This window comes from Petralouisia sp. (genome assembly GCF_056822245.1).
In genome coordinates, this window is record NZ_JBQIOP010000038.1 from 1 (window position 1) to 23484 (window position 23484).

The following is a 23484-nucleotide window of genomic DNA, read 5'->3' on the forward strand; positions in this document are numbered from 1 at the left end:
TAAAATAAACTCTAAAACATAATCAAAAAGCTGGGCAGGAATCTATTGCAGCCATCATCGCAGAATCTCCCCAGAGGTGGAATTTACTTTATCCGAAAAATTAACCATAAATTCGACTTCCGCTCGGCATGCAATAAAATACCCAAAACCACAGCTTTTATTTGTATTTTAACTCTGATTTCGGGTATTTTCTATATGAAATCTCTATTTTTCTGTATTCCTATTGAATTTACTTTTTCAAAGCGGAATTTAATCTTACAAAGTGGAATTTACTTTTTCAATTCACCTTTTCTATTAATATTTTTCCGCCCTCTAAAGGCCGCCGTCACTGCAGATATTTAATGCTGAAATGCGCCTCTCCTTTCTCATCAAGCTCCATCACTGCATAGGAGGGACAATGCCCCTCCTGCCTGGGATAAGAAACACTTCCGGGATTTAAGGTAACGATTCCCCTGCTGTAATCTAAGAGCGGACGGTGGGTATGCCCGAACATCACAATATCCATGCCCCGCCCTAAAGCTTCTTTCTTCAGATCTTCCACTCCCATGGAGACATAGTAATAGTGTCCGTGGGTAATCAGAACCTTATACTTTCCAATCTGCAGCACTTTTTCCCGATCCAGATCAGAAAAAAAGTCATTATTTCCCGAAACAATTTCCATGGGGCATCCTGCCAGTTCCGCCAGATAATCCTCATACCCTTCCGAATCCCCCAAATGGATCATCAGGTCAATTTCCCTTTCCCGCCTCAGAATCTTTTTTAAACCCTCATGCTTCTTATGTGTATCGCTTACAATCAATATTTTCATAACTCATCCCTTATCTGCCTGCTAATTTCTCTCTCATGGCACGAAGCGCTTTTCCCCGATGGCTCAGCTGGTTTTTCTGTTCCGGAGGAAGCTGAGCCGTGGAACACTGATATTCCTCTACATAAAATATAGGATCATAGCCGAAGCCGTTTTCTCCCGCAGGCTCCCATCCGATATAGCCCTCTATGGTTCCCCTGGTCACACAGGAAGTTCCATCCGGAAAAACTGCTGCAATGGCGCAGACAAACCTTGCCGTCCGCTGCTCTTTGGGCACCCCTTCCAGACGCTTTATAAGCTTCTGGTTCTTAATCTCATAGGAAGTATCCTCTCCCATATATCTTGCCGAGTAAACGCCCGGCTCCTTATTCAGATAATCAATCTCCAGACCGGAATCGTCAGCCATTACTGCCGTATGCTTCTCCTGAATGCTTTTTGCAAGGGCGGAGGCTTTGATCATGGCATTTTCTTCAAAGGAAGTTCCATCCTCCACAATATCCAGTTCTATTCCCGCTTCCTTCATGGAGAGGATTTCCATGCCGGGCTCTGACAAAATCTCCCGGATTTCTCTCATCTTATCCTGATTTCCCGTAGCAAATATAATTCTGTCCATCTCACTGCTTCCTTCCTGTTATTCTATTCTGTATGTTTTCTGTGATTCCCGGTAAACGGCAATAATCCAATGATTTCAGGAAAAACTGCCTGGCTTTTATTCCTTCTCTTTAATATCCTTCGTCCAACGCCCGCAAAATAGCGTTATAAATTCCCTGGGCTGCAAGCTTCTGATATTCGGGAGAATTCAGCTTATTCAGCTCCTCCTGATTAGTCATAAATCCCACTTCAATCAAAGCCGCCGGAACCTGGCTGTTCCGGATAATATAAATCCCGTTGCCATGGGTCAGCCCGTTATTTTTACTGGCCATGGAGCCTGTGATTTCCTCCAGGCAGATCTGGGCAAGATGTTTGCTGCTGAGTCCTTCACTGTCCTTTTCCTCGTCATACATCACTTCCGTGCCGTTGTAATCGGACATCTGTCCATCTGTGGTGGAATTGCTGTGAACGCTGATGAAAAAATTCGCGCCCACTTTCCCTCCAAGCTGCGCCCGCTGTTCAAAGGTGGGATTGCTGTCCTCTGTTCTGGTATAATATACGCCGATGTCCCGGTCATTTTCATCCAGAAGCTTTTTCAGCTCCAACACAATAGACAGGTTAATGTCTTTTTCCATAATTCCCTGTTTAATAGCGCCCGGCGCGCCTCCGCCATGGCCGGCGTCAATCACAATTACCTTATCATACACCTGCCTGGGGGTAAGAAAATTCACATACAGAAATCCTTTTTTTACTGCAGTTTTCACCTCATAAACAGCGTCCATGGTAATCTCAATCACGCCGTTTTCCATATACAGATCGTTGATGTAATCGCTTCTGCCCAACAGAGGATGCTCCCGGAAATAATCTTTCCCCACATCTGGAATCCGAATGGTGATCAGCTGTTTTACGTAATCATTTTCAATGACAATCTTGTCTTTTGTCATCCCCGCCGGAAGCTCTAAGCGGAGCTGCTGACGGAATGCAATGTCCTCTTCCTCCTCCGCCTGCTCCGTATAATAAGCAAGCATCTGAAGCTCCGACATCTGCTCCCGTTTGGCTTCTCTTTTATTCACCACGGAAAATTGCCCCAATATCACCACTGCGCCTGCGATCATCAGGGTGAAAACCGCCGACGACAGCTTCAGTATCTTTTCTTCCATATATTCTGTACCGCCTCTTTTGTCCTGTTTTACTGACCCATTTACATTTTATCAAAGTTCTTATGGGTTATTCCTTGTATACACCTTCAGGCACAAATTACAGTCCTGCTTATCTTCCGCGCTTTCCCATTTTTTGCCTCCGGAGCTGATATAGCCCTGTCCGTCGGACAAATCCACACCTGCCGTCATTTCATCGGCCGCATATTCAATTGCCAGAGGATGGACGGAGCCCGGAGTTGTAACCCGCAGCACCACTGCAAATTTTTCCCCCTTCTCCACCTGGCATTCTTTTTCAAATTTTATCGTATAAAAACCGGGATTTGCCAGAACTCCGCTGGCCACCTTCACCCGTTCTGTCAGTGAATCTGTATTTTCAAAATGATTTACCACATACAGTTCATAAGACGTCTCTTTGCCGGTAGCGTAAAATCCTGCCGCCTGCAGCGTTTCCGCTGACCGGGCCGTGTATACATTGGCGCCGTAAACGCTTTCCTTATTATATCCCAGCTGTCCCACCCAGCCGCACAAATCCGACTGATAAATCTGATCATAATTATCCGTTTCTTCAATTCCGGTGTAAATGACGCCGTGGCTTCCGATATTTACGTCATAATAGGAAACGTAAAACACGCCCTGATCCCCAAATTCTTCTCCCCAGCTGTTCTGACACAGAAAAGCCCCGTCATCCTCCACCTCCAGGTTGAAATTTTCTTTGGGAAATGTATCATCCCAACCGATAATCATAATTTCATGATTGGGCTTTTCTGCCCCTGCATAGCAATAGGCATACGTTTTGCTGTTATAGTAAGGAGAATGGGCGTTGGCGTTTTCCAATGCACTGTAAATAGCCGTCTGTACTCCTCCGTACAAAAACACAGACTCCTTGATCTTTTCAAAATCTTTGCCGTCTAAAAGCTGAATCTCCTGCACATGCTTTACCGGCTTCAGCCCTTTTTCAGAAACGCCGTCTCCATAAGGGTCGTCTTTCTCATTGACCGGCCCCTGCCAGGCGGCAAGGTAAGCCATTCCCATGGTATATTCCCCGCCTTCCGCCTGCCTGCGCACAAAACCATTCTGAAGGGTCATATGATCCGGAGAAAGCTCCCATTCCTCCTCCGGCAGCAACGCAGACTCCATGGCAGAAAGCGCCGCAAAAGCCCAACACGTTCCGAAGGGCCCCTGATTCTTAATCTTAGGCGCCCGCTGTCTGTCCCGCAGATCATACTGCAGGGGCAGGATTTTGCTGTCCTTTGCTGCGTCCACGGCTATGGCCTGATTTTTCTCAATGTCCCAGTTGTAATTAAAATCCAGTTTCTCCGCCACTGTTTTCGCCGCTACATAGTATTCTCCGTCAATATAGGTCATAGGCGATGCAATTTTTTCCTTTTTGCCGTTCACCCGAACCTTATCCTCTTCCAGTTGAAAGGCGATGACGTCGGAACGTTTCTCAAGCACCAGTTTTTGTTTCTCATACAGATGAGCGCTGCAGTGAAAGCTGTCTCCCAGAGCAGAAAGAGGGATCATAAGATTCAGCTGCTGATCCATAAAAATCCCGTGCTCTTTATTGGTCAGTTCCCGGTTATCCACAAGCAGCGTCAGCGTCTGCTTATTGATGCTTTCTGCAATCATGGGATTCCAGATTTCCGCTTCCAGTCTCGCCCCGCGGAAACGCTCCACCTTTTCGCTTTTCCCGCTTGGGCCGGCAAATTTAAAAACCACTGCAAGCATAAGGATTACGGCCATGATTATGTATTTTCCCCACTGCCTCAACTGTCTGCCTCTTCCTCTCTGTGTTCTGTCTGCCGGTTCCGTTTCGGCGGTTTGGGCCCCTGAAACTGGTAGAAATATGTTTTCAGCATTCCATTGTAAATCTTTCGGTTTTTGTCTGCTTTTCTCCCGATATATTTTTCCGCGTCCTCATAACCGGTCAGCAGATAGGCAGACCAGCAGTCAAGCCGCCGGATGGCCTCTCCCAGTTCCCCGTAAAGGCCGGGCAGGGCTTCTTTTTCTTCCAGCCGCTCCCCGTAAGGCGGATTGCAGATGACAAATCCGTATTTCTTCGGATGGTTCAGCTGACTGACCGGCCGCTGCTGAAAGTGAATCAGATGATCTACACCGGCCCGCCGGGCATTGTCCCTGGCCGCTTTCACCACTTCTTTGTCAATATCGTATCCCTGGATATCCACTGTGATATCCCGCTGGATTAAGTCCTCTGCTTCCTCCACGCCCTCATACCATAATTTGCGTTCTATGAGATTTCCCCATTTCTCTGCCATAAATTCCCGCTTCATTCCAGGGGCAATGTCAGCCGCCATCATAGCTGCCTCTATGGGAAACGTTCCGCTTCCGCAGAAAGGGTCCACCAGAATCCGGTCTTTTTTCCAGGGGGTCAGCAAAATCAATGCCGCAGCCAGCGTCTCCGTCACAGGCGCTTTGCTGGTCATCAGCCGGTATCCCCTTTTGTGCAGGGAATCCCCGGAAGTGTCAATTCCCACCGTCACTTCATCTTTCATTAAAAATAGGCGCAGCGGATACTCCGGGCCGGATTCCGGGAACCATTCCATATGGTATTTTCCCTTCATCCGTTCCACCATTGCCTTTTTTACGACAGACTGTATATCGGAAGGGCTGAATAACCTGCTCTTTATGGAGGACGCCTTGGCAACCCAGAATCTTCCGTCCTTCGGTATGTAATCTTCCCAGGGAATATTCTTGATTCCCTGGAACAGTTCTTCAAATGTTTCCGCGTGAAACTGCCCAGCTTTCAGCAGCACCCGCTCTGCGGTGCGCAGGAAAATATTGGCGCGGCAGACGGCCTCTTCATCTCCCTCGAAGGTCACTCTTCCATCCTCTACCTGGATAATTTCGTATCCCAAATCATATATCTCTCTTTTTAAAACTGCCTCCAGGCCAAAATGGCAGGGCGCAATCAATTCAAATGTTTTCATTTCTGTCTCCTATCCCTTCCGTAAAAATTAAGAACATATTTGGAAAATGCTCTGGCGGGCCCAAGGGCCGTCCCTGCCGTGTAAATTCCACAGCAACAGCCGGAAGGTTCTAAGAATATATTATCTTCTCACCTTCCGGCTGTCAATCATTTTTATCGTTTTTGCAGGGCCGTATGTCACAGCTCCGTTTTCGGCTTTACTGCAGCAATCGTATTCATGCCGCCAACCAGCGTGGCTGTCCGGTAGCCCTCCCGGCTCAGTTCTTTTGCCGCCATCAGGCTGCTGGCGCCTCTGTCACAGTATAAAAGGTACAGTTTATCCTTGGGCAGATATTTCCGAAACATTTCCAGTTCTTCATAGGGTATATTTCTGGCTCCCTCCACATGAATATCTTCAAATTCCTCTTTGCTGCGCAAATCTATCACCCAGGCATCGGGACGTTTCCGGTATTCATTAAATTCCCGGATGCCAATTGTCTGAAACTCCATAATCTCACCCCTTAAACAGAGTATAAAACAGATTACCGGAAATCACTTTCCGGTAATCTGTTTCTACATTATTATATTATGCAGTTTTCGTCTTTTTGTCAATTACCCTTAATAGGAATTATGGCAGTTTTGGCTGCTTTCATTGCTTGCCTTGTTGCCGGCCTTATTCTGAGAAGAATTTTTTGCGCTGTTCTGGGAATATGCATTCTTTGTGCTGTTCTGAGAAGTTGCATTCTTCATATTTCCAGCTTCGTTGCTTGCGTTTGTGCTCTTGTTCTGCATATTGCTGTTTTTTGCCATTTTAATTTTCCTCCTAATTCTTTACTGCTTTCATAGTATCTGATAAAGCATCTTATTTTATGCAGAAATTCAATTCAAAATTTTTTTAATTTTTTTCATTTACCTCTTGCTTTTTCTGACAAGCTGTACTATAATAGCATTTGTAAGGAGGATTTCACCTTCTGAAATTTTTCTTACTAAGTTATACCCCTTATTAATTATTTATACTCCCCTCATGAAGAGACCAGTGGCTCCCCCGCTGGTCTCTTCTATTTTGTATGAAACTATCACCAAACCTTATTCTCACCTTCACGTTAACTTTAACCATAATTTGACTTTATCCTTTAAAAAATGTAAAATATGTTTACCTTCTCTGCATCCGCCGCTGGCGAAACAGCTGTACGTTTTCCCCAAAAACAGGCGGAACAGGAAAAGTCATATTGCAATTCTCAAGGAAAAGGAGTAACGTTATGATTCAGTTTGTGGAAATGGAATGCCCCAACTGCGGCGGAGAACTGCAGAAAACAGGGGACAAAACAGCAAAATGCAGTCATTGCAAAGCAGAATTTTTAATTGACACAGGCCAGCCGGAGCATATTACAAACATCTATCAGACACCTCAGCCCAAACCGAAAAAATCTGCACATCTTTTGACCCTTGCATGTATCTTTTTGGGCATGGCAGGATTGATGGCCGTCCGCCAGGTAAATAAACTTTCCTTAAGCCGCAGCCACTCTCCCGCCCCCATTGCAGAACAGGCCTCTGAGCCGGAAACATCGGAGCGGGCTGTTTCTGAATTCTTTGACGCCCTTGCCAGGAAACTATACGGCGCCCCCTGGGAAAAAGTTACGCCGGAACAATTTGCACAGCTTACGGATTTACATATTTTCTGGGAAAACGGCTGCAGCGTGGCGGAATATGCCATGAAAGACGGCCCGCTGAAACGGGCGGAACTTCCCTCCGGCCTGTCTGTCTGCTACAGTGATCTGCAGTGTTTCACCGGATTAAAACGCCTGAATCTGGAGCATGCCAATCTGAATGCCAACGATCTGGAAGGATTAAATGCGCTGACCCAAGTCTGGACCTCCAATTCACCGGAGGAACTGGCCGGGATCATCCAGAATCCCAGACAGATTATTTCTCTCGGCTGTTACAGCCTGGACACAGTAACCGGCATTGACGCTTTTGAAAATCTGGAACAACTGTACCTGAAGGACTCTGACCTTTCAGACATCGGCGCTTTAAGCTCCCTGAAACATTTAAAAGACCTTACCATTGAAAACGGTGATGAAATTACAGATTTCGGCGTGCTCCATTCCCTGACAGAATTAGAACGTCTGGCTATTTTTTCAGAAGGACTGAAAGATATCTCTTTTTTGCAGAATATGGCCAATCTGAAAGACCTCGCCATTGAAGACTCCGCTGTACTGGAGCTTACTCCCATGGAAGGGCTCACCGGCCTTATCCGCCTGTGCCTGAAAGATAACAGCAGCATCTCCGACTACAGCGTCCTCTCAGGCCTTGCCGGACTGGAGCATCTGGAACTGGAGCTGGCAACCGGGGCGTCCATGCCCAGTCCGGAACATTGGAGCCAGTTAAAAAGCCTTTCTGTCAGAGGCGCTGACAGCATCTCTTTTCTGTCAGCCCTCCCGCAGCTTCAGTCTTTAAGTATTTCCGGAAGCGACTGTTCCGACTATCCGGTTCTCTCCGGCTTAACCAGTCTGGAAAACTTAACCTTAAAGAGTATTTACGGCGATATTGCGGATCTAACGGTTTTAGCACAGATGGGAAGCCTGAAATCACTGGATCTGCAGTCTTTATCCCTCTATGGAACTGTGGAATACATTTTCGGAATTCCGGCTCTGGAGGAATTGAACATCAACGACTGCAGCTTTGGCCTGGACTTTGCAGCCATGCCGGAAAATCCAAACCTGAAAAGACTATACATGAGCCGTCTGAAGGTATTGGAAAACATTTCCGCAGATTATGACGGCGCCTTCACTTATCTGGACTACGATGAAGTCAGTCTGGCAGAGCATATGGATTTTCTGGGAAAATTCCCCAACCTGGAAGAACTGTACACCCAGGGAAACCAGCTGACAGACGTCACATTTGCCGGGAATCTTCCTTTGCTGAAAAAACTGGATATTACAGACAATTATGTTACAGACCTGCGGCCTCTCGAAAAACTTTCCAATCTGGAAACCGTCTGGTGCGGAGAGAACTCCATTTCCCAGGGCGGGAATCTGGCAGAGGGAATCACTGTGATTTTGGATTCTGAGGCAGAAGAGGATGTGTGGTAGAGCTTTGGGGGAGATATTGGGCTAACTTTTTATTTTTGGATACGGACGAAAATACAGGCGGGCCCTTTCCGCACGCAAACTGGGTAACGTTTCGGCAAACTAACTGCCAAAACGCTGCCCGATTTGTGTGGGGAAGGGCGGTTTTGAAGGGCCGTCCATATTCCTAACACATCTTTACAAATCATAAAAATCTTTATTTACCTGCAGCTCCTCCGTAATCGTACCGCCCTTCTTCTGATACCGGTCATACCACAGCAGCATATGACGGGCTTTCCGATCTTTTAATATTTCATATTTTTCGAACATTTCCCGGTACATGGGATTTACTTTCAATTCTGTCCGGATGGCTTTATTAAACGGACAGTAACGGAAAATAATATCTCTGGATACTTTATTCAGGCGGAAGCTGCCTTTGGACTCATAGCGAATCCAGCTCTGGTAATCTTTTACAAATACTTCACGGTAGTTATTCTTGGATTTATAAAGGGCGTTCTTCACTTTCTCCTTGGCGTCTGCAGACAAATCGTGGTTCTTCCGGTAGTACTGGATATAGTCATTGTACTCGGAAGTCAAAGAAGCCTCCGTGATATCGTTCCAACGAACGCCCTGAATCTTCCGGCACATTTCCCAGCGGAACCGGCCGCATACTTCTACCATCAGATCTCCCACATCCGTTACCGTAAGTATGGGGAAAATAAATCTGGCCTGGGTATCCTTCTTGATTCCGGCCGTTTCCTGCCACATCATTGCCTTGCTTCCCGCATTGGGCATCAGGATAATATAAGGAATCACTTCCTTCTGAATCATTTCCATATTGACTTCATGCTCCGGATCTGAGAAGCCCACTTCACGGTAAAACAAAGAGAAGTCAATCTTTCGGATCTCGTCTAAGGCTTCATTGGCCTTCTCCGCCGTTATCAGCATGTGGTCCACCGATCCGATAATATCGTCTTTATACAAAATAGGGCAGAATGTGGAAATCTTTCCGTAGGTGGCGCGGTTGGTGGAGACAAACATATTCTGCATCTCGAACTTTAACTTTTCCTGATTGTCTTTTGCCAGAACAGGCACCTGAGCCGCCGTAATCTTGCCGGTCTTTTTCTGCTCATTCAGGTAGCCGGTGTAATCCATGTCAAATTCATTCCTGGAAGGTTCATTTTCTCCCCGGTAAATACTGAGCAGCCACTCATATATAGTATATACATTGCCTGCCTTGCAGCGTCTCATATGGCCTGCCGCCTCAAAGAGACTGCGGGTATTCTCCTTGCCTGCCAGCTCTTCATCCATAAAGCCGAAGTTCAAAAACATTTTCACGGAAGTGGGCATATAATCCCCCTTCAGCGAATGGAAAAAGCACAATTCATAGATTGCATAAAAATCATCGGTAATTTTCCGGCGGAGCCTGCGCACATCATCTGTAGTGGCAAGCATATCCGGCAGGTTCTTGTATTCCTGAAGAGAAGCCCGGAAGCTCTGGGCCTTCTCCTCCTGCCAGCTGGAATATTCCAAAATTTCTGTCAGATAATCAATTCCTTCTTCATAAGGCTCTGCAATTTCTTCCTCTTCCTGACTGCCGCTTTCTGCCTGGGCCGTAACGGTAAAATCATAATTTTCATACTCTGTCAGCTGCGCGCGCAGCAATTGTTCCGGGTAAAAACCGATTTTTCTTGCAAATTCTATTAATTCTGCAATTCTCTGCTGCACCGTGCTGATATCCGCTCCGGTGTAAGCCGCTTTTTTTGCCAGTTCAAAATACATGCGGAACAGATTTTCCGGAGTCCCCGACAACAGGAGATCTTTACGTTCTCTCAGATAATTTTTTATCACTCCCACCTGTTCCATGGATTTTTTCATCCAGAAAACCGCATTGGAAATGGCTCCCGTGCCAATCACATAATCCCTCGCCAACTGCTGATCCAACGCGGCCAGGGGCAGAGCGGACATCCGCTCATAATATGCGCCCACCCAGGACTGAATTGGCTCTTTTATATCAACAGGGGCCAGGGTATTCAGTCCAGCCACCTGTTTTTTGGGCATCCCAAGAGCCCCGCACAGCTTTTGATAGTCTCCGAAGCTCTCCGAGAGAAAACGGTGAAACTCTCTGGCTTTCCTGTAAAATGTATCATACCGGCGTATCATCATATCTGCCTGGTGAACCGCTCCCATGGCAAATACCGCCACATATTTCTCATCTTCCGCAAATATCTTCTTATAATCTTCTACTGTCCGGTAGGGAAATGCATAAAGCATACAATCGGTTTCTGCCACATACTCGCACACATAGCTGTCAGAAAGGCTCTCCGGCAGGCCGACAATACTCCCTGCGTTCATACGGAATTCATCATTCTCCGTAATCACCCGAACATTGCCCTGCAAAATAACAAACAGCCCCTTCAGCCTGTCTCCTTTTTTCAAAAAATGTCTTCCTTTACTTACTTTTACTGTTTCCATGGCATCCTCCTGTGTCCAATCTATCGTCTATTCCCCAAAAACAGTGAATACAGCAGCCAAATCAATATAATCGGCACCATAACCGGCAGCAGAAAAGCCACCACATTTGCTACAATCACAATCAGCAGAACTGCAATCAATATCAGCAGTAATTTTCCATACCAGCTGTTCAGCTTAAATCTGCCGAAACGCACATCCCAGCCATTCTGCTGAGAATAATCTGCACGGAATCCTCTGTCCTGGCCTGCGGAGCTGTAATCCTCCGAATAGTACTGCCTTCCAGAAGCTCCCGGCTTATCCGAGGTATCTATCAAGGTCTTGGCAATCAGCCTGGGATTGCCAAGCTGAGCCGTTACTTCTGCTTCACTCTTTCCTTTTCTGGACTCTTCCATAATATAATTATCATAAAATCTCAGATTCTCATTGACTGCCGCCTGATCCATCTCCCCCTGCAGCGCAATCTGCAATTCATGTAAAAATTCCTTTTTCGTCATGAACGTTCTCCTACCTGTGTGCTTTCTGTTTAATCCAGTATTTTTCCAACTATCTGTTATTCTATCACACTATGCTCATTTTTTCATCACATTTCCCAAATTTTTTTCAAAAAATCTATTGACAAATCCCGGAAACTGGAGTAAGATTATAGACGTTCCAAGCGAACATTTGTTATGTGTGTGTAGCTCAGCTGGATAGAGCACTTGGCTACGGACCAAGGTGTCGGGAGTTCGAATCTTCTCACGCACGTAGACAGAGGGCTGTCGGAGATGATAGATTTTTCAATATATGATTATGATTCATTGGATATCGCAACCATATATTGTACATAAATTTCATTTCCGGACAGCCCTTTTTTTAAGCAAATGAAGCTTCATGATTAATTTCTTCCAGATTTACAATTCTGCTGCAAACCCGTTCGGCCAACGACCGGTTATGGGTGATTACAAGCATTCCCATCCTGCGTCTTTCTGTCTCCTCCAGAAGAATCTGCCAAATCTGCGCCTGTGTAATCACATCCAGCATCGTGCTGATTTCATCGCAAACCAGAAATTTTGTCTCAGGCCCCAATACCCGGGCAATGCAGAACCGCTGCAGTTCCCCGCCGGATAGTTCAATGGGCCACCGCGTCATCCAGCTTTTTTCAATTCCCATCCTCTGCAGCAACTCTTCCTTTGGGTTCCAGCATTCCCGCAGAATTTTCTCCATCCTCCACCGGGGATTTACTGTCTGCTCCGGGTGCTGCCCAATCATCTGAACGGGACAGTAACCTCTCCGTTCCAGCGGCTTTCCCTCCCATAAAACTTCACCGCTTTCCGGCGTCTCATAGCCTGCCAGAATTCCGGCCAGCGTACTCTTTCCGCAGCCGGAGGGCCCCACCAGAGCCACCCGCTCTCCGGCTTCCACTTCAAGGTTCACGTCTTTTAACACCCAGGGAGCATTTTTCTGATACCGGAAACTGATATGCGCCGCCTGAAGGGCCGGCTCTCTGTGAAATTCCTGCATAACTCTACCTCCTCTTTCCGCTGCTAAAGCACAGATTGATAAAAAGTCAAATCTTAGATTGATAAAAACTTTCTGCTGTCAAATTATACGCTGACGAAAACCTTCTGCATTTCCTGTGCCCGGAAGCTTCTGCTCCGCTGTAAATTCATTCTGGGGAAGCGCTCTTAAAAAAGCCCTGCTGTACGGATGGGTAAGGGCCCTGCCATCTCCCGAAAAAGCCGTAACCGGCACGGTCTCCAGTATTTTTCCGTCATAAAAAATGGCAATCCGATCTGCCATCTGCAATGCCAGATCTATGTCATGGGTAATAAGCAGCACGCCGCACCCTTCCCTGGCCAGCTCCCGGAAATTACACAGCGTTTCCCTGGCCAGCTCCTCCTGCAGCCCCGGCGTGGGCTCGTCTGCCACAATCAGTTTGGCCGGCTTCATTACTGCGCCGGAAATCAGCACCCGCCTTGCCATGCCGCCGGACAGCTGATAAGGATACAGATTTGCCACAGATTCCTCCAGCTGATACCGGGCAAATACCTGCTTCAGCTTCTCCTGCCGCTCTTTTTTCTCCGCTCTGCTGCAGGGGCCAATTACCTGCCGGCCCACTTTCATCAAAGGGTCCAGATATTTCACCGACTGGGGAATAAAAGCAATCTCCCGCCCTCTCAGTTTTTTCAGGGATGCTTTCTCCAGCCTCCTGCCGCAGAATTCCATGGTTCCGGTCACTTTTGCATTTTCCGGCAAAATCCCAAGAATCCCATGAGCCAACAGGCTTTTCCCGGAACCGCTGGAGCCTGCCACCGCCACAATTTCTCCTGCATTTACCGTAAGCGAAAGCTGATGCACCATCTCAAATTCCCGACGGTTCAGCCCTCTGTCATACATGGTAAAAGAAACGCACAGCTCCTTTACGGCGAGCACCGGTTCTTTTTGTCCTTTCATGTATCTTCCTCCCGCATTACGCTTCATTGCCGCTGTTTGGATTCAGCAGCCGCTTCAGATTTTCTCCCGCCGCATCCAACAGCATCACAGCCGTCAAAAGCATCAGTCCCGGAAAAACAGCCATCCACCATTTTCCGGTGGTAATATGGTTCATGGACTCTGACAAAATCACGCCGATGGCCGGAACCTCCGCCGGAAATCCAAAGCCCAGAAACGTGATGGCGGCTTCATGCATAATGGCATGGGGAAACAACAGCACCACACCGATCAGATACACTGGAAGGACTTGGGGCAGAATATGCTCTTTTGCCACCTCCTGCCTGGTCTTTCCCATTCGGTAAGACGCCTGCACATACCGGGCTGATCGGATTTGCAGCACTTCTGCCCGCACCAGACGGGTTAATTCCGGCCAATGGGTCAGCGCCACTGCAATCAGCACACCTCTGCCCCCTTTGCCCGCCATAAAAGAGATCAGAATCAGCAGAATCAAATGGGGAATTCCCATACACAAATCCACGCACCAGTTGATAAACCGATCCAACGCCCCTCCCTGCAGCGCTGCCGCCGTTCCCAGTATCAGGGCAATCACGGAGCTGACTGCTGAAGCCAGAATTCCCGCCCCAATGCTGTTAGAAAGCCCCTTCACACTCCGGAAAAACATATCCCTGCCCATGTAATCTGTGCCGAAGGGATGCGCCGGGCAAGGCGCCGTAAATTTTGCACTGTAATCTATGTCATAGCATTCCGGACTCATAAACCATCCGGCTGCCAGAGTAACCGTCAAATACAAAACGGCTGCGCCCAGAACAAACAGCGTTCTCCTTCTCCGGTTCCAAAATAGTTCTGCTGCGTCCCTTTTCTGAGCCTTTTGAAAGCTTCTGTCACTCATGGGAAACCCCCTCCCGAATCCTGGGATCTACCATGCCGTACAGAATATTCGCAATAAGATTTCCAGTAAACACAAATACTGCGCTGAATATGGCAATTCCAAGCAGCAGCGGTACATCCCCGCCAAGGCCCGCCGCAGTCACCGCGCTTCCGATTCCCGGATAAGAAAACACTGTTTCCGCCAGGGCAATTCCGCCGAACAATTCACTGAAGGAAGCAAACTGCACCGTAATAGCCGGAATTGCAATATTCCGGATTCCATGGCTTTTTACCATCTGCCATGTATTTTCACCTCTGGCCCTGGCATACAGCATAAATTCACTGTCCAGTATTTCCAATAATTTCTGTCTTGTATACAAGGTGATCTTTCCAATACCCAGAATGCTTAAGGTAATAGAGGGCAGAATCAAATGATATATCCGCTCTGCAAGCGTTACCTCCGAAGCCATTTTTCCCATAGGTGCCGCCAGTCCAATGGGAAACCAGCCCAGATTTACTGCAAAAACACTGAGCATGATAAGGCCCACCCAAAAGGTGGGAGCAGACTGAAAGACCAGACAGACTGTCCTGAGCCCCCGATCCAGAATGCTGTCCTTACAGACTGCCGCTCCAATTCCCAACACAAATCCAAGAATCCCGGAACTGATCCAGGCAATCAGCATCAGCGCCAGAGAATACCGAAACCGTTCTTTGATTACCGTCAATACCGGCTGTTTGTAGACAATAGACATGCCGAACTCCCCCCGCAAGGTATTGCCTGCCCAGGTCATAAACCGTTCCAGAGGCGGAGCATTCAGACCCCAGTATTCTGTAATCTCCTCTCTGGCATCCTCTGAAATGGTGGAATTGGTTCCGATATAGGCCGTCAGCGGGTCTATCGGAGCTTTTGCCATCATTAAAAATGAGAGAATGCTTATGGCTGTCAGCAAAGTCAGCATACGCAGAGCCGTTAACATAATTTTTTTCATCATCGGAGCATCCTTTCCGCTGGCATTCAATTAATAATTTCCCAGTCTTTCATATTACAGATAATCGGGATTCCGTGGCCGTGGGGGTGGGGAATCTGGGTATCCTTTGAAATATCCAGTCTGTCGCTGATGAAATAGCAATGCTCAATATTGACCAGATACAAATATGGATAATCCTGGGCATACGTTGTCTGAATTTCCTTCCAGGCCGCAACGGCAGCCTCCTGGTTGTTGGCTGCAATGGCTTCTGCAATCAGGCTGTCCGCCTTTTCGTTCTGATAGCCGCTGGGATTGCTGTACGTCTGTACCGTAAAATGACCGGACTGAAACTGGTTGTCCAGTACCATAGGGCTGTACTGTCCAAAGCCCCACACTGCGCCCTGGGTGTAGGATTTCACTGCAATTTCATCCCAGGAGGCCTGCTTTACCTCTATGGAAATTCCCAATTCTTTGATATTTTCCGCCGCTGCCGCTGCCAAAAGATAACGATCCGGTTCATCTGAGGGAGTGTAAACTTCAAATGTACAGGCCACTCCGTCTTTTTCCCGGATTCCGTCACCATCATTGTCCTTCCATCCGGCCTCTTCCAAGATTTGCCTGGCTTCTTCCGTTCTGGCGTCTCCGTACACCTTTGTATTTCCCCAGATTAAATTGTCTGTCCATCCTTCTGCCGGCCGGCCCACCCCATTAAACGCATGGTCAATCACTTCCTGGCGGCTGATTCCAAGAGACAGCGCTTTGCGCACAGCCAAATCAGAGGTAACTGCATTTCCAACGGACAGCTCCTCTCCGGCATCATTGACAATCTTCTCCGGTTTCCGGCAGGGAAGGCTGATATTTCTCACGTCTATGGTTTCTAATTTTTCCATATGCATTCCCTTTACGGTTTCTTCGCTGTAAGAAGGCTGCACCATCACCACATCCAACTGTCCGGAGCTGGCGTTGGAAAAGGCCGCTTCATTGTCCATATCCACGAAGGTTACCCGTTTCACTTTGGGGGCTCCTTCAAAGTAATCTTCATTCGCCTCCACAATTAACTGCTGCTCCATATCATACTGCACCACTTTCCACGGGCCGGTCCCCACTGGCTTCTGGTCAAATGATGTGCTGTCGTATCCGCCGGCAGGCACAATTCCAAGCTGGGCAGTGGTGTCCAGAAAAGGAGAAAAATGCTCTTTTAAAGTGAATTTCACCGTATAGTCGTCCAATGCTTCTACTTTTTCCACCTTTGACAAATCCACTTTTTCATTCTGTCCCTGATTTGCCATCACTGTTTCATACGTAAACACCACATCCTCCGCTGTAAAATCAGAGCCGTCCTGAAAATGAATTCCCTGTTTCAGCCGATAGGTATAAGTCAGCGCATCTTCGGAAATCTCCCAGCTTTCTGCCAAATCTCCTTCATATTCTGACTGGGCGTTTACCCGCACCAAACTATTGTTGACAAAATCGTATCCGTAGGCAAACCCGCCCTTCACCGGATCAAGGGAACCATCCCAGAATCCATGGCCCACATAGCAGACAATACTGTCAGAAGCATCCTCTTTGGCCCCGCAGCCTGCCGCCATACTGTACAGCGCCAGTGCTATACAGCACATCATCCACACTGCTTTACTGCTGCAGATATTATCCCTTTTCTCTTTCTTCATCGCTCTGTTTCCTCTCTGTGCGCTTTTCGCATTTCATCATTCTATCATAACCCCCAAAAGGTGGGAAGCCTCCTGGGGGGATGTTTCGCTGTCACAGCTATTTTTAATCATTCAAAACCGCCTTTCTCCATGCAGACAGAAGATTATGACTAAGTCCATCTCTTCTGCGCCTGGAAAAAGGCGGTTTTAAATTAATATTCTGAAAATTACCGTTTCTCTGCAATTCAAAGGGGTATTGTTTACTCGTTATCCTAAAAATTACCGTTTCCCTGCAATTCAAAGGGGTACTGTTTACTCGTTATCCTGAAATAATGGCGTAGACAAATATCTGTCGCCGGAATCCGGCAGCAAAGCAACAATTGTCTTACCGCTGTTTTCCGGCCGGCCGGCCAAAATCGCCGCCGCTTTTAACGCCGCCCCGGAGGATATGCCCACCAGAATTCCTTCGCTTACCGCAAAGGCTTTCCCCTCAGCAAAAGCATCCTCGTTCTCTATGGCAATCACTTCGTCATATATCTCCGGATTCAGAACCTCCGGCACAAAGCCTGCGCCGATTCCCTGGATTTTGTGGGGGCCTGAGGTTCCTTCTGAAAGCACCGGACTTGCGGCAGGCTCCACTGCCACAATTTTCACATCAGGCTTCTGCTCCTTTAGGTATTCCCCAACACCGGTAATGGTTCCTCCTGTCCCAACGCCTGCCACAAAGATATCCACGGCTCCATCGGTCTGCTGCCAGATTTCCGGTCCTGTTGTGGCTTTGTGCACTGCGGGGTTGGCCGGATTCACAAACTGCCCTAAAATTACAGCGCCTTCGATTTCATTTTTCAGTTCTTCCGCTTTATCAATGGCTCCCTGCATCCCGCGGGCTCCTTCTGTCAGTACCAGTTTCGCCCCATAAGCTTTCAGCAGATTTCTCCGCTCCATGCTCATGGTATCCGGCAAAGTCAGAATTGCCTGGTAACCCTTTGCCGCAGCAGCAGATGCAAGGCCGATTCCTGTGTTGCCGCTGGTAGGCTCAATAATGGTTGCTCCTTCTTTCAAAATGCCTTTTTTCTCGGCATCTTCTATCATTGCCAGGGCAATGCGATCTTTCACAGAACCCGCCGGATTCAGATATTCCAGTTTTGCAAGAATCACCGCATCTGTAATACATGTCTTCTTCATATATCCGTTCAGCTTCAGTATGGGGGTTCCCCCGATCAGTTCCAGTGCGCTCTCCTTAATTTGACTCATTACTCTGGCCTCCGTTATTCTTTCATTTCATTATTCCTGATTCAAATATTTCTGCAGTGTCCGCATACACTCTTTCAAATCAATGGGCTTTGCAATATGTGCATCCATCCCAACTTCCAGACAATGCTGTGCATCATCAGAAAATGCATCAGCGGTCATGGCAATAATCGGCAGTCCGTTATCGCTCCGTTCCAGACTGCGGATTGCGATGGTGGCGTCATATCCATTCATTACCGGCATACGGATATCCATCAGAATTGCGTCATAAAAACCAATTTCAGAGGCTTCAAACATCTCCAGACACTCTTTTCCGTTGATGGCCCGTTCCAGAATCAATCCCACCGAGCTTAAAATCTCACTGATAAATTCCCAGTTCACGTCAATGTCCTCTGCCAGAAGAATATGCTTTCCTTCAAAATCTATTTCGATTTCTTCACTCTCACTGGCAAAATCCTCGCCTTCCATATATTTTTTCAGATACAGGTACAGCGTAGATTTAAACAAGGGCTTGGCAATAAATCCTTCAATTTCAGAAGCATCCACTTCTTCCTCTAATTCACTCCAGTCATAAGCAGAAATCAGAAAAGCAGGAATCTTATTGCCCACTGTCACATTCCGCATTTCACGGATCACTTCAATTCCGTTCATATGGGGCATTTTCCAGTCTACCAACACAAAGTCGTAGTCATTGTTCTGCAAATGCCTGTCTTCAATCATGCGTACTGCCTGCCTGCCGTCCAAAGACCACTCCGTATGTACACCCAACTCCTGCAGATTAGAAACTGCGCTTGTACACAGCTGTTCATTGTCATCCACCACCAGTACATCCCAATGAGGCAGCATCATATCTCTTTCGTCAATCTCACACTTCTTCAAATCCAGTGTAATATGGAATTTACTTCCTTTGCCCTGTTCACTGGTTAATTTGATAGTGCCTTGCATCAAGTCCACAATCGCTTTGGTAATAGACATACCCAGTCCGGTTCCCATAATTTTGGCCACCTGATCGGAATCCTCCCGTTCAAAGCTGTCAAAAATTTTCCTCTGGAATTCCTCAGACATTCCAATTCCCGTATCCTCCACCACGAAATGGGTGCGGATATAATCTTCGCCTTTGGGCGATTCTTCCTGATACAGATGTACGTCAATCCGCCCTTCCTCCGGCGTAAACTTCGTTGCATTCGATAAAAGGTTCAGAAGCACCTGATTCAGACGCACCGAATCACAGAATACCTCTTCCGACCGGATAGACTGAATAAAAATATCAAAATACTGATGTTTTGATTTTACCTGGGGCTGCATGATATTCACAATATCGTCCATGGCTTCCCGCAGCGACATCTGATTCATATTCAAGGTCATTTTGCCGCTTTCAATCTTGGACATATCAAGTACGTCATTAATTAATCCCAACAAATGTTTACTGGACAGCTTGACTTTACTCAGGCAGTCCACCACACGCTCCGGATCTTTGATATTCTTCAGCGCAATCTCCGTCATTCCGATAATGGCATTCATCGGCGTCCGGATATCATGGCTCATACTGGAAAGAAATTCACTTTTGGCCTTATCCGAACGGACTGCCTTCTGTTTTGCAGAATTCAGTTCTTCCATCTGGCGGATTGAAAACCGGAAATACAGCAGAAATACAATTGACATAGCCACTAATATCATAAAGGAAGATCCAATCATAATTCCGATCCGCTGAAGATCCAAAGCGCTGATAGGCGCATCCATAGCTTCATTATTCATAACGGTGATAAGATACCAGTCATGGTTCTCCTCTATCGGTGTACAATACGTATACCGCTTCTCTCCATTAATGGTAACCAGTTTCGAATAATCTTCCCCGTTTTTCATTGCTTCCCGCAATTCGGATACATACTCCTCCGCACTGCCTTTGTGATCCTTTGCTTCTGACATAATCCGTTCGAAATAGCTTTCCCGAAATGCATCTCCGCTGCGAATCACAAAATTACCGTCGCTGTCAATGATATGAGTGTACACCAGAGTGTCATTAGAGTCCAGAAACAAAACTTCCTTCAGATAATCCATAGGAACCCCGGCAATCAGCGCTATGCTCTTGCCCCCGTTTTTCATGGGGTATTCCGCTCCTCTTCCCAGAATCAGCATCCGCTCCTCTTTGTCATTCATCCCCATGGTTACAATATTTCCGTCTTTTTTCAAAGACTGAATTATGGATTCCTGAGAAATCGTTATCTGACCGCCGTAAAGAGTTTCCAGTTCGCCGTCCTCCGCATACAATCCTAAAAATGAGAATTCCCTGACCTCTCCGCCGTTTGTAAGCTCGCTTATAAACGCTTCATTGTACTCGTCAAAATTCGGCGGGGTCTGACGAATCAATCCCTGTACCTGCTCCAAACGCAGTCCTATGATTGAGGTAAACTTCTGTCCCAACTGAGTGTTCATTTCAGACATGTAGATTTCACTGATTTCATCAATGGTATCTTCTGTCCGCTTGCCCATAACCAGCACCAGTCCGATAAATACCACAACGCAGACGCCAATTACGCTGACAAAGCTGTTCCTCAAAAACTTTCTAACATTCTTTTCCATCTGACCCTCCATATTATGAATTATCTATGGCGCTTATGATCTTCTCCTGGACAGGCAGTATTTTCACAAGAACCCCCCTCGCTTCTTCCGGTTGTCCTTTGCGCAGCAGATCCACCATCTCACTGTACGCTTCATACACCGGAGTTACAGATAAATTTCCGGAAGCTCCTTTGATTGCATGGGCCTTCTCAATGATATCTTCATAGTCTTTTCCGTCATAATCAGGCTCAACGGCATACTCTTTCATCATTTTTGCAAAAGTTTTCAACATTTTTTTATAAATGGCAGCACTGCCTCCCAACCGCTTTACTCCTTCATCTACGCTCACGCCTAATTTTCTCAGTTCATCAAGTAGATTCATAAAAATATCTCCTTTTTCTCTGTAATTTCAATATTTTTATTGTAGCATATTTCAATTCATATCGCAACAAGTTTGTGAAACCGTTTAATTTAGAGGCATTTTTGCAAAAAAAGTAAATAGGGCAGCGGGAAATTAACCGGATTCCCCACAGCCCTGTTTTGTTGATTTCTGCTGTGATATGATTTTTTCCGAAACGCAGACTGCCAGCACAACTGAAACAGCCGCTTTTCCTTTGGGGTCCATCTCATGATACATGGTAAAAACCGGCACGTGACTCATTGTTTTTCTTCCATACGGTTCACTGCAAATCCAGTCATGTTCCAGGACTTATCCCGCTCCACCACTATCTCTACAGCGCCTTCTTCGTCTGTAAACCTGCGGAACTGATTCGGCCCCATTTCATCTTTAAAATATCCTACAATTTCTCCCTCATACAAAAAATGCGCGTTTTCCTCGTCATAAACCAGTCCGTAATTCTCATACTCGGGAAACTCAGGGCTTCGGGAAATATTTTTGAGAAAGAGAACAAAGGGTTCTTTTTCCCGGGGCTCCCCTTCCCATACCGTCTCAGAATCTATTCCTTCCGACAGATCCGTCGGATTTTTCTTGGGCAGAGGAAGCAAAACCATTCCGTCAGAATGACTGAACTGCTCCAAATCCGGCACCTTATCCGCTGCCGCCGGTTCTGTCTGCGCCAAAATCCTGCTGCCTTCTTTGATTTCTTCTGTTTCTGTCAAAATCCTGTTATCTTTTTCTTCCTCTGCTGCCCCAACGTTTTCTCCGGCCGTTTTCTGCAGCAGAGAGGCTGCAAACAAGACGGCCACAAACATCACCAGAATTCCCGCTCCTGCAAAGGAGCCAACTGTAAACCTTTTCTTTTTCATAATCGCAGCAATCCTTTCTTCCATTGCATCTTTGCTGAATCCGCTTCCCCAGGAAATCCTGCTGTCATCGTGCCCCGCCAGACTGATTAAAGACATGGCATAGGCCCTTCTGGCATCCTGCCCGAACTGCTCAACGACTTTTTCATCACAGGCCAGTTCCAAATCCCTGTTTGCCAAAATCTGCATCAGCCACACCAATGGATTAAACCAGTGAATGCATACGGCAGCCACAAGCATAAATTTCCATACTGCGTCAAACCTGCGGATGTGGATCAGTTCATGGGTCAAAACAAACTTCATCTGCCGGGCGTCTTCCCACTGAATTCCTTTGGGCAGCAGAATTACCGGCCGCAGCACGCCATAAGTCATCGGCGTTGCAATCAAATCCAGGCTGCGTACCTGCAGGTTACGCTTCATCGTAACTGACTGCAGCCATTCACGGACCGCCGGATCTTCCGCCGGCAGTGAGACGCGAAACAGTCTGCGGTATTTCAGATATGCAGTCAGGTAAAATCCTGCGCAGATCAGTCCCCCGCTCAGCCATAGAAGCTTTGGCAGGGAAAGCCCCGCGGCTCCTCTGAAACACAGCAATTCTCCGCTTACTGTCCCATTTTCTGTTTCCCCTGCAGCGCTCTCTGTCCCTTCACGGAAGCTGTTTCCCATTCCATTCTCTGCTTCTTGGCCAGAAAAGCCCCCGTCTCTTTCACCGGAATCGCTCACACTCCTGTCCTTTGAAGTTAAACTTCCTGCAGCCTTCTCAAATCCGTCTGCAATTCCAGAACTCTCCCACAGCGTATAAACACTAAAAGGCGCTTCCACATACCAGGGAACCAGAAGCCGCAAAAGAGCCGCCATCCACAGTATCAAAAAAGTACTGCCAGGCAGTCTGTTCTGAAACAATCGGCGGGCTGCCAGAATCACCAGAATTAAAATTCCGCCGGAAACGCTCATCTCCCACAATGTCATCTGCCCTCACCTCACTCCAAATCTTCCACCAACTGCTTTAGCCTGCAAATCTCCTCCCGGGAGAATTTTCTTCTGTTTAACAGCGCGGCAAATAATTTATCTGCCGATCCGTCATATATCTTATTAATCAGCTCCTCGGTTTCCGCTTCCTGCACTTCCTCCTTGGGAATCAGGGCACGGCACATAAAATTCGGTTCGAGACGTTCAATGGCCCCTTTTTTCATGCATCTTTTAATTAAAGTATAGGTGGTGTTCTTATTCCATCCCACTTCGTCTCTCAATACCTCAGAAATATACTTGGCTGTGGCGTCCCCTTCCCGCCAGAGCACGTCCATCACCTTCAATTCTGAATCAAATAATTTCACTTCCATACGAACCTCCCGAAACTACTACAGTAGTCTATAAATCTATACTACTATAGTAGTTTCACTTTGTCAATACAAAATGATTTTTAGTTTGTGTGTCAAAGGGCAATCCGGCAGTTCTGTCCGTATCCAACT

The 23484-nt window shown here is 47.0% G+C and carries 21 protein-coding genes and 1 tRNA gene; 2 read left to right on the forward strand and 20 right to left on the reverse strand.

Features of this window, described 5'->3' with window-relative positions:
• Window positions 1-325 precede the first annotated feature (325 nt).
• The 7 genes from ACTO17_RS14265 to ACTO17_RS14295 all read right to left on the reverse strand — a co-directional run bounded on the left by ACTO17_RS14265 (window position 326) and on the right by ACTO17_RS14295 (window position 6292).
• Window positions 326-808: a metallophosphoesterase family protein gene (locus ACTO17_RS14265; RefSeq protein ID WP_482558400.1), complete on the reverse strand. Its 483-nt coding sequence runs from the start codon at window positions 806-808 to the stop codon at window positions 326-328.
• A gap of 10 nt (window positions 809-818) precedes the next feature.
• Complete coding sequence (locus ACTO17_RS14270) at window positions 819-1418, reverse strand: XTP/dITP diphosphatase (protein ID WP_482558401.1); 600 nt, start codon at window positions 1416-1418, stop codon at window positions 819-821.
• A 109-nt stretch (window positions 1419-1527) separates the two neighbouring features.
• A complete protein-coding gene (locus ACTO17_RS14275; RefSeq protein ID WP_482558402.1) occupies window positions 1528-2556 on the reverse strand; it encodes an N-acetylmuramoyl-L-alanine amidase in 1029 nt (342 codons plus the stop codon).
• Between the two features lie 60 nt (window positions 2557-2616).
• A complete protein-coding gene (locus ACTO17_RS14280; protein ID WP_482558403.1) occupies window positions 2617-4326 on the reverse strand; it encodes a lectin like domain-containing protein in 1710 nt (569 codons plus the stop codon).
• Window positions 4323-5504, reverse strand: a complete 1182-nt coding sequence (locus ACTO17_RS14285) for a THUMP domain-containing class I SAM-dependent RNA methyltransferase (RefSeq protein WP_482558404.1) — start codon at window positions 5502-5504, stop codon at window positions 4323-4325. The genes ACTO17_RS14280 and ACTO17_RS14285 overlap by 4 nt, the downstream gene beginning before the upstream one ends.
• Window positions 5505-5680: 176 nt before the next feature.
• Window positions 5681-5992, reverse strand: a complete 312-nt coding sequence (locus ACTO17_RS14290) for a rhodanese-like domain-containing protein (RefSeq protein WP_482558405.1) — start codon at window positions 5990-5992, stop codon at window positions 5681-5683.
• Window positions 5993-6100: 108 nt separating this feature from the next.
• Window positions 6101-6292: a hypothetical protein gene (locus tag ACTO17_RS14295; protein WP_172538862.1), complete on the reverse strand. Its 192-nt coding sequence runs from the start codon at window positions 6290-6292 to the stop codon at window positions 6101-6103.
• A gap of 449 nt (window positions 6293-6741) precedes the next feature.
• On the opposite strand from ACTO17_RS14295, the gene ACTO17_RS14300 reads away from it, so the two are divergent.
• The gene (locus ACTO17_RS14300; protein WP_482558406.1) at window positions 6742-8574 is read left to right on the forward strand and encodes a hypothetical protein; all 1833 of its coding nucleotides are present in this window, start codon (window positions 6742-6744) and stop codon (window positions 8572-8574) included.
• 174 nt (window positions 8575-8748) lie between these two features.
• Here ACTO17_RS14300 and ACTO17_RS14305 read toward each other — a convergent pair whose 3' ends face one another.
• Together ACTO17_RS14305 and ACTO17_RS14310 are read right to left on the reverse strand one after the other, a co-directional pair.
• Window positions 8749-11025: a cyclic nucleotide-binding domain-containing protein gene (locus ACTO17_RS14305; RefSeq protein WP_482558407.1), complete on the reverse strand. Its 2277-nt coding sequence runs from the start codon at window positions 11023-11025 to the stop codon at window positions 8749-8751.
• A gap of 20 nt (window positions 11026-11045) precedes the next feature.
• Window positions 11046-11519: a DUF1700 domain-containing protein gene (locus ACTO17_RS14310; protein ID WP_482558408.1), complete on the reverse strand. Its 474-nt coding sequence runs from the start codon at window positions 11517-11519 to the stop codon at window positions 11046-11048.
• 176 nt (window positions 11520-11695) lie between these two features.
• Between ACTO17_RS14310 and ACTO17_RS14315 the strand changes: the two genes are divergently transcribed.
• Window positions 11696-11769 (forward strand) — tRNA-Arg (locus tag ACTO17_RS14315).
• Window positions 11770-11877: 108 nt separating this feature from the next.
• On the opposite strand, the gene ACTO17_RS14320 is transcribed toward ACTO17_RS14315, so the two are convergent.
• The 11 genes from ACTO17_RS14320 to ACTO17_RS14370 all read right to left on the reverse strand — a co-directional run bounded on the left by ACTO17_RS14320 (window position 11878) and on the right by ACTO17_RS14370 (window position 23355).
• Window positions 11878-12525 (reverse strand): ABC transporter ATP-binding protein, encoded by a 648-nt coding sequence (locus ACTO17_RS14320; RefSeq protein WP_482558409.1) that lies wholly within the window; start codon window positions 12523-12525, stop codon window positions 11878-11880.
• A 78-nt stretch (window positions 12526-12603) separates the two neighbouring features.
• Window positions 12604-13458, reverse strand: a complete 855-nt coding sequence (locus tag ACTO17_RS14325; RefSeq protein WP_482558410.1) for an ATP-binding cassette domain-containing protein — start codon at window positions 13456-13458, stop codon at window positions 12604-12606.
• A gap of 16 nt (window positions 13459-13474) precedes the next feature.
• Entirely contained in the window at window positions 13475-14347 is an 873-nt protein-coding gene (locus tag ACTO17_RS14330; protein WP_482558411.1) for an ABC transporter permease, read from the reverse strand.
• The gene (locus ACTO17_RS14335; RefSeq protein WP_482558412.1) at window positions 14340-15317 is read right to left on the reverse strand and encodes an ABC transporter permease; all 978 of its coding nucleotides are present in this window, start codon (window positions 15315-15317) and stop codon (window positions 14340-14342) included. Before ACTO17_RS14335 ends, ACTO17_RS14330 begins: the two co-directional genes overlap by 8 nt.
• Window positions 15318-15340: 23 nt before the next feature.
• The gene (locus ACTO17_RS14340) at window positions 15341-16963 is read right to left on the reverse strand and encodes an ABC transporter substrate-binding protein (protein WP_482558413.1); all 1623 of its coding nucleotides are present in this window, start codon (window positions 16961-16963) and stop codon (window positions 15341-15343) included.
• A gap of 291 nt (window positions 16964-17254) precedes the next feature.
• Window positions 17255-18196: a cysteine synthase A gene (gene cysK, locus ACTO17_RS14345; protein WP_172538853.1), complete on the reverse strand. Its 942-nt coding sequence runs from the start codon at window positions 18194-18196 to the stop codon at window positions 17255-17257.
• Window positions 18197-18226: 30 nt separating this feature from the next.
• Window positions 18227-20773, reverse strand: a complete 2547-nt coding sequence (locus ACTO17_RS14350) for a hybrid sensor histidine kinase/response regulator (RefSeq protein WP_482558414.1) — start codon at window positions 20771-20773, stop codon at window positions 18227-18229.
• A gap of 13 nt (window positions 20774-20786) precedes the next feature.
• Window positions 20787-21134, reverse strand: coding sequence for an Hpt domain-containing protein (locus tag ACTO17_RS14355; RefSeq protein ID WP_172538851.1), 348 nt, complete (start codon window positions 21132-21134; stop codon window positions 20787-20789).
• Window positions 21135-21266: 132 nt separating this feature from the next.
• The gene (locus ACTO17_RS14360; protein WP_172538850.1) at window positions 21267-21413 is read right to left on the reverse strand and encodes a hypothetical protein; all 147 of its coding nucleotides are present in this window, start codon (window positions 21411-21413) and stop codon (window positions 21267-21269) included.
• Window positions 21410-22984 carry a M56 family metallopeptidase gene (locus ACTO17_RS14365; protein WP_482558415.1) on the reverse strand — a complete coding sequence of 525 codons (1575 nt, stop codon included), beginning with the start codon at window positions 22982-22984 and terminating at the stop codon, window positions 21410-21412. The genes ACTO17_RS14360 and ACTO17_RS14365 overlap by 4 nt, the downstream gene beginning before the upstream one ends.
• 11 nt (window positions 22985-22995) lie before the next feature.
• Entirely contained in the window at window positions 22996-23355 is a 360-nt protein-coding gene (locus ACTO17_RS14370) for a BlaI/MecI/CopY family transcriptional regulator (protein WP_482558416.1), read from the reverse strand.
• Between the last annotated feature and the right edge of the window lie 129 nt (window positions 23356-23484).

Bases quoted from the DNA above. Each gene is read 5' to 3' on its own strand.
- ACTO17_RS14365 (WP_482558415.1), bottom strand. From the start codon at position 22,984: ATGACATTGTGGGAGATGAGCGTTTCCGGCGGAATTTTAATTCTGGTG.
- ACTO17_RS14325 (WP_482558410.1), bottom strand. From the start codon at position 13,458: ATGAAAGGACAAAAAGAACCGGTGCTCGCCGTAAAGGAGCTGTGCGTT.
- ACTO17_RS14310 (WP_482558408.1), bottom strand. From the start codon at position 11,519: ATGACGAAAAAGGAATTTTTACATGAATTGCAGATTGCGCTGCAGGGG.
- ACTO17_RS14335 (WP_482558412.1), bottom strand. From the start codon at position 15,317: ATGATGAAAAAAATTATGTTAACGGCTCTGCGTATGCTGACTTTGCTG.
- ACTO17_RS14300 (WP_482558406.1), top strand. From the start codon at position 6,742: ATGATTCAGTTTGTGGAAATGGAATGCCCCAACTGCGGCGGAGAACTG.
- cysK (WP_172538853.1), bottom strand. From the start codon at position 18,196: ATGAGTCAAATTAAGGAGAGCGCACTGGAACTGATCGGGGGAACCCCC.
- ACTO17_RS14370 (WP_482558416.1), bottom strand. From the start codon at position 23,355: ATGGAAGTGAAATTATTTGATTCAGAATTGAAGGTGATGGACGTGCTC.
- ACTO17_RS14330 (WP_482558411.1), bottom strand. From the start codon at position 14,347: ATGAGTGACAGAAGCTTTCAAAAGGCTCAGAAAAGGGACGCAGCAGAA.
- ACTO17_RS14340 (WP_482558413.1), bottom strand. From the start codon at position 16,963: ATGAAGAAAGAGAAAAGGGATAATATCTGCAGCAGTAAAGCAGTGTGG.
- ACTO17_RS14360 (WP_172538850.1), bottom strand. From the start codon at position 21,413: ATGAGTCACGTGCCGGTTTTTACCATGTATCATGAGATGGACCCCAAA.
- ACTO17_RS14295 (WP_172538862.1), bottom strand. From the start codon at position 6,292: ATGGCAAAAAACAGCAATATGCAGAACAAGAGCACAAACGCAAGCAAC.
- ACTO17_RS14265 (WP_482558400.1), bottom strand. From the start codon at position 808: ATGAAAATATTGATTGTAAGCGATACACATAAGAAGCATGAGGGTTTA.
- ACTO17_RS14270 (WP_482558401.1), bottom strand. From the start codon at position 1,418: ATGGACAGAATTATATTTGCTACGGGAAATCAGGATAAGATGAGAGAA.
- ACTO17_RS14305 (WP_482558407.1), bottom strand. From the start codon at position 11,025: ATGGAAACAGTAAAAGTAAGTAAAGGAAGACATTTTTTGAAAAAAGGA.
- ACTO17_RS14350 (WP_482558414.1), bottom strand. From the start codon at position 20,773: ATGGAAAAGAATGTTAGAAAGTTTTTGAGGAACAGCTTTGTCAGCGTA.
- ACTO17_RS14275 (WP_482558402.1), bottom strand. From the start codon at position 2,556: ATGGAAGAAAAGATACTGAAGCTGTCGTCGGCGGTTTTCACCCTGATG.
- ACTO17_RS14290 (WP_482558405.1), bottom strand. From the start codon at position 5,992: ATGGAGTTTCAGACAATTGGCATCCGGGAATTTAATGAATACCGGAAA.
- ACTO17_RS14320 (WP_482558409.1), bottom strand. From the start codon at position 12,525: ATGCAGGAATTTCACAGAGAGCCGGCCCTTCAGGCGGCGCATATCAGT.
- ACTO17_RS14355 (WP_172538851.1), bottom strand. From the start codon at position 21,134: ATGAATCTACTTGATGAACTGAGAAAATTAGGCGTGAGCGTAGATGAA.
- ACTO17_RS14285 (WP_482558404.1), bottom strand. From the start codon at position 5,504: ATGAAAACATTTGAATTGATTGCGCCCTGCCATTTTGGCCTGGAGGCA.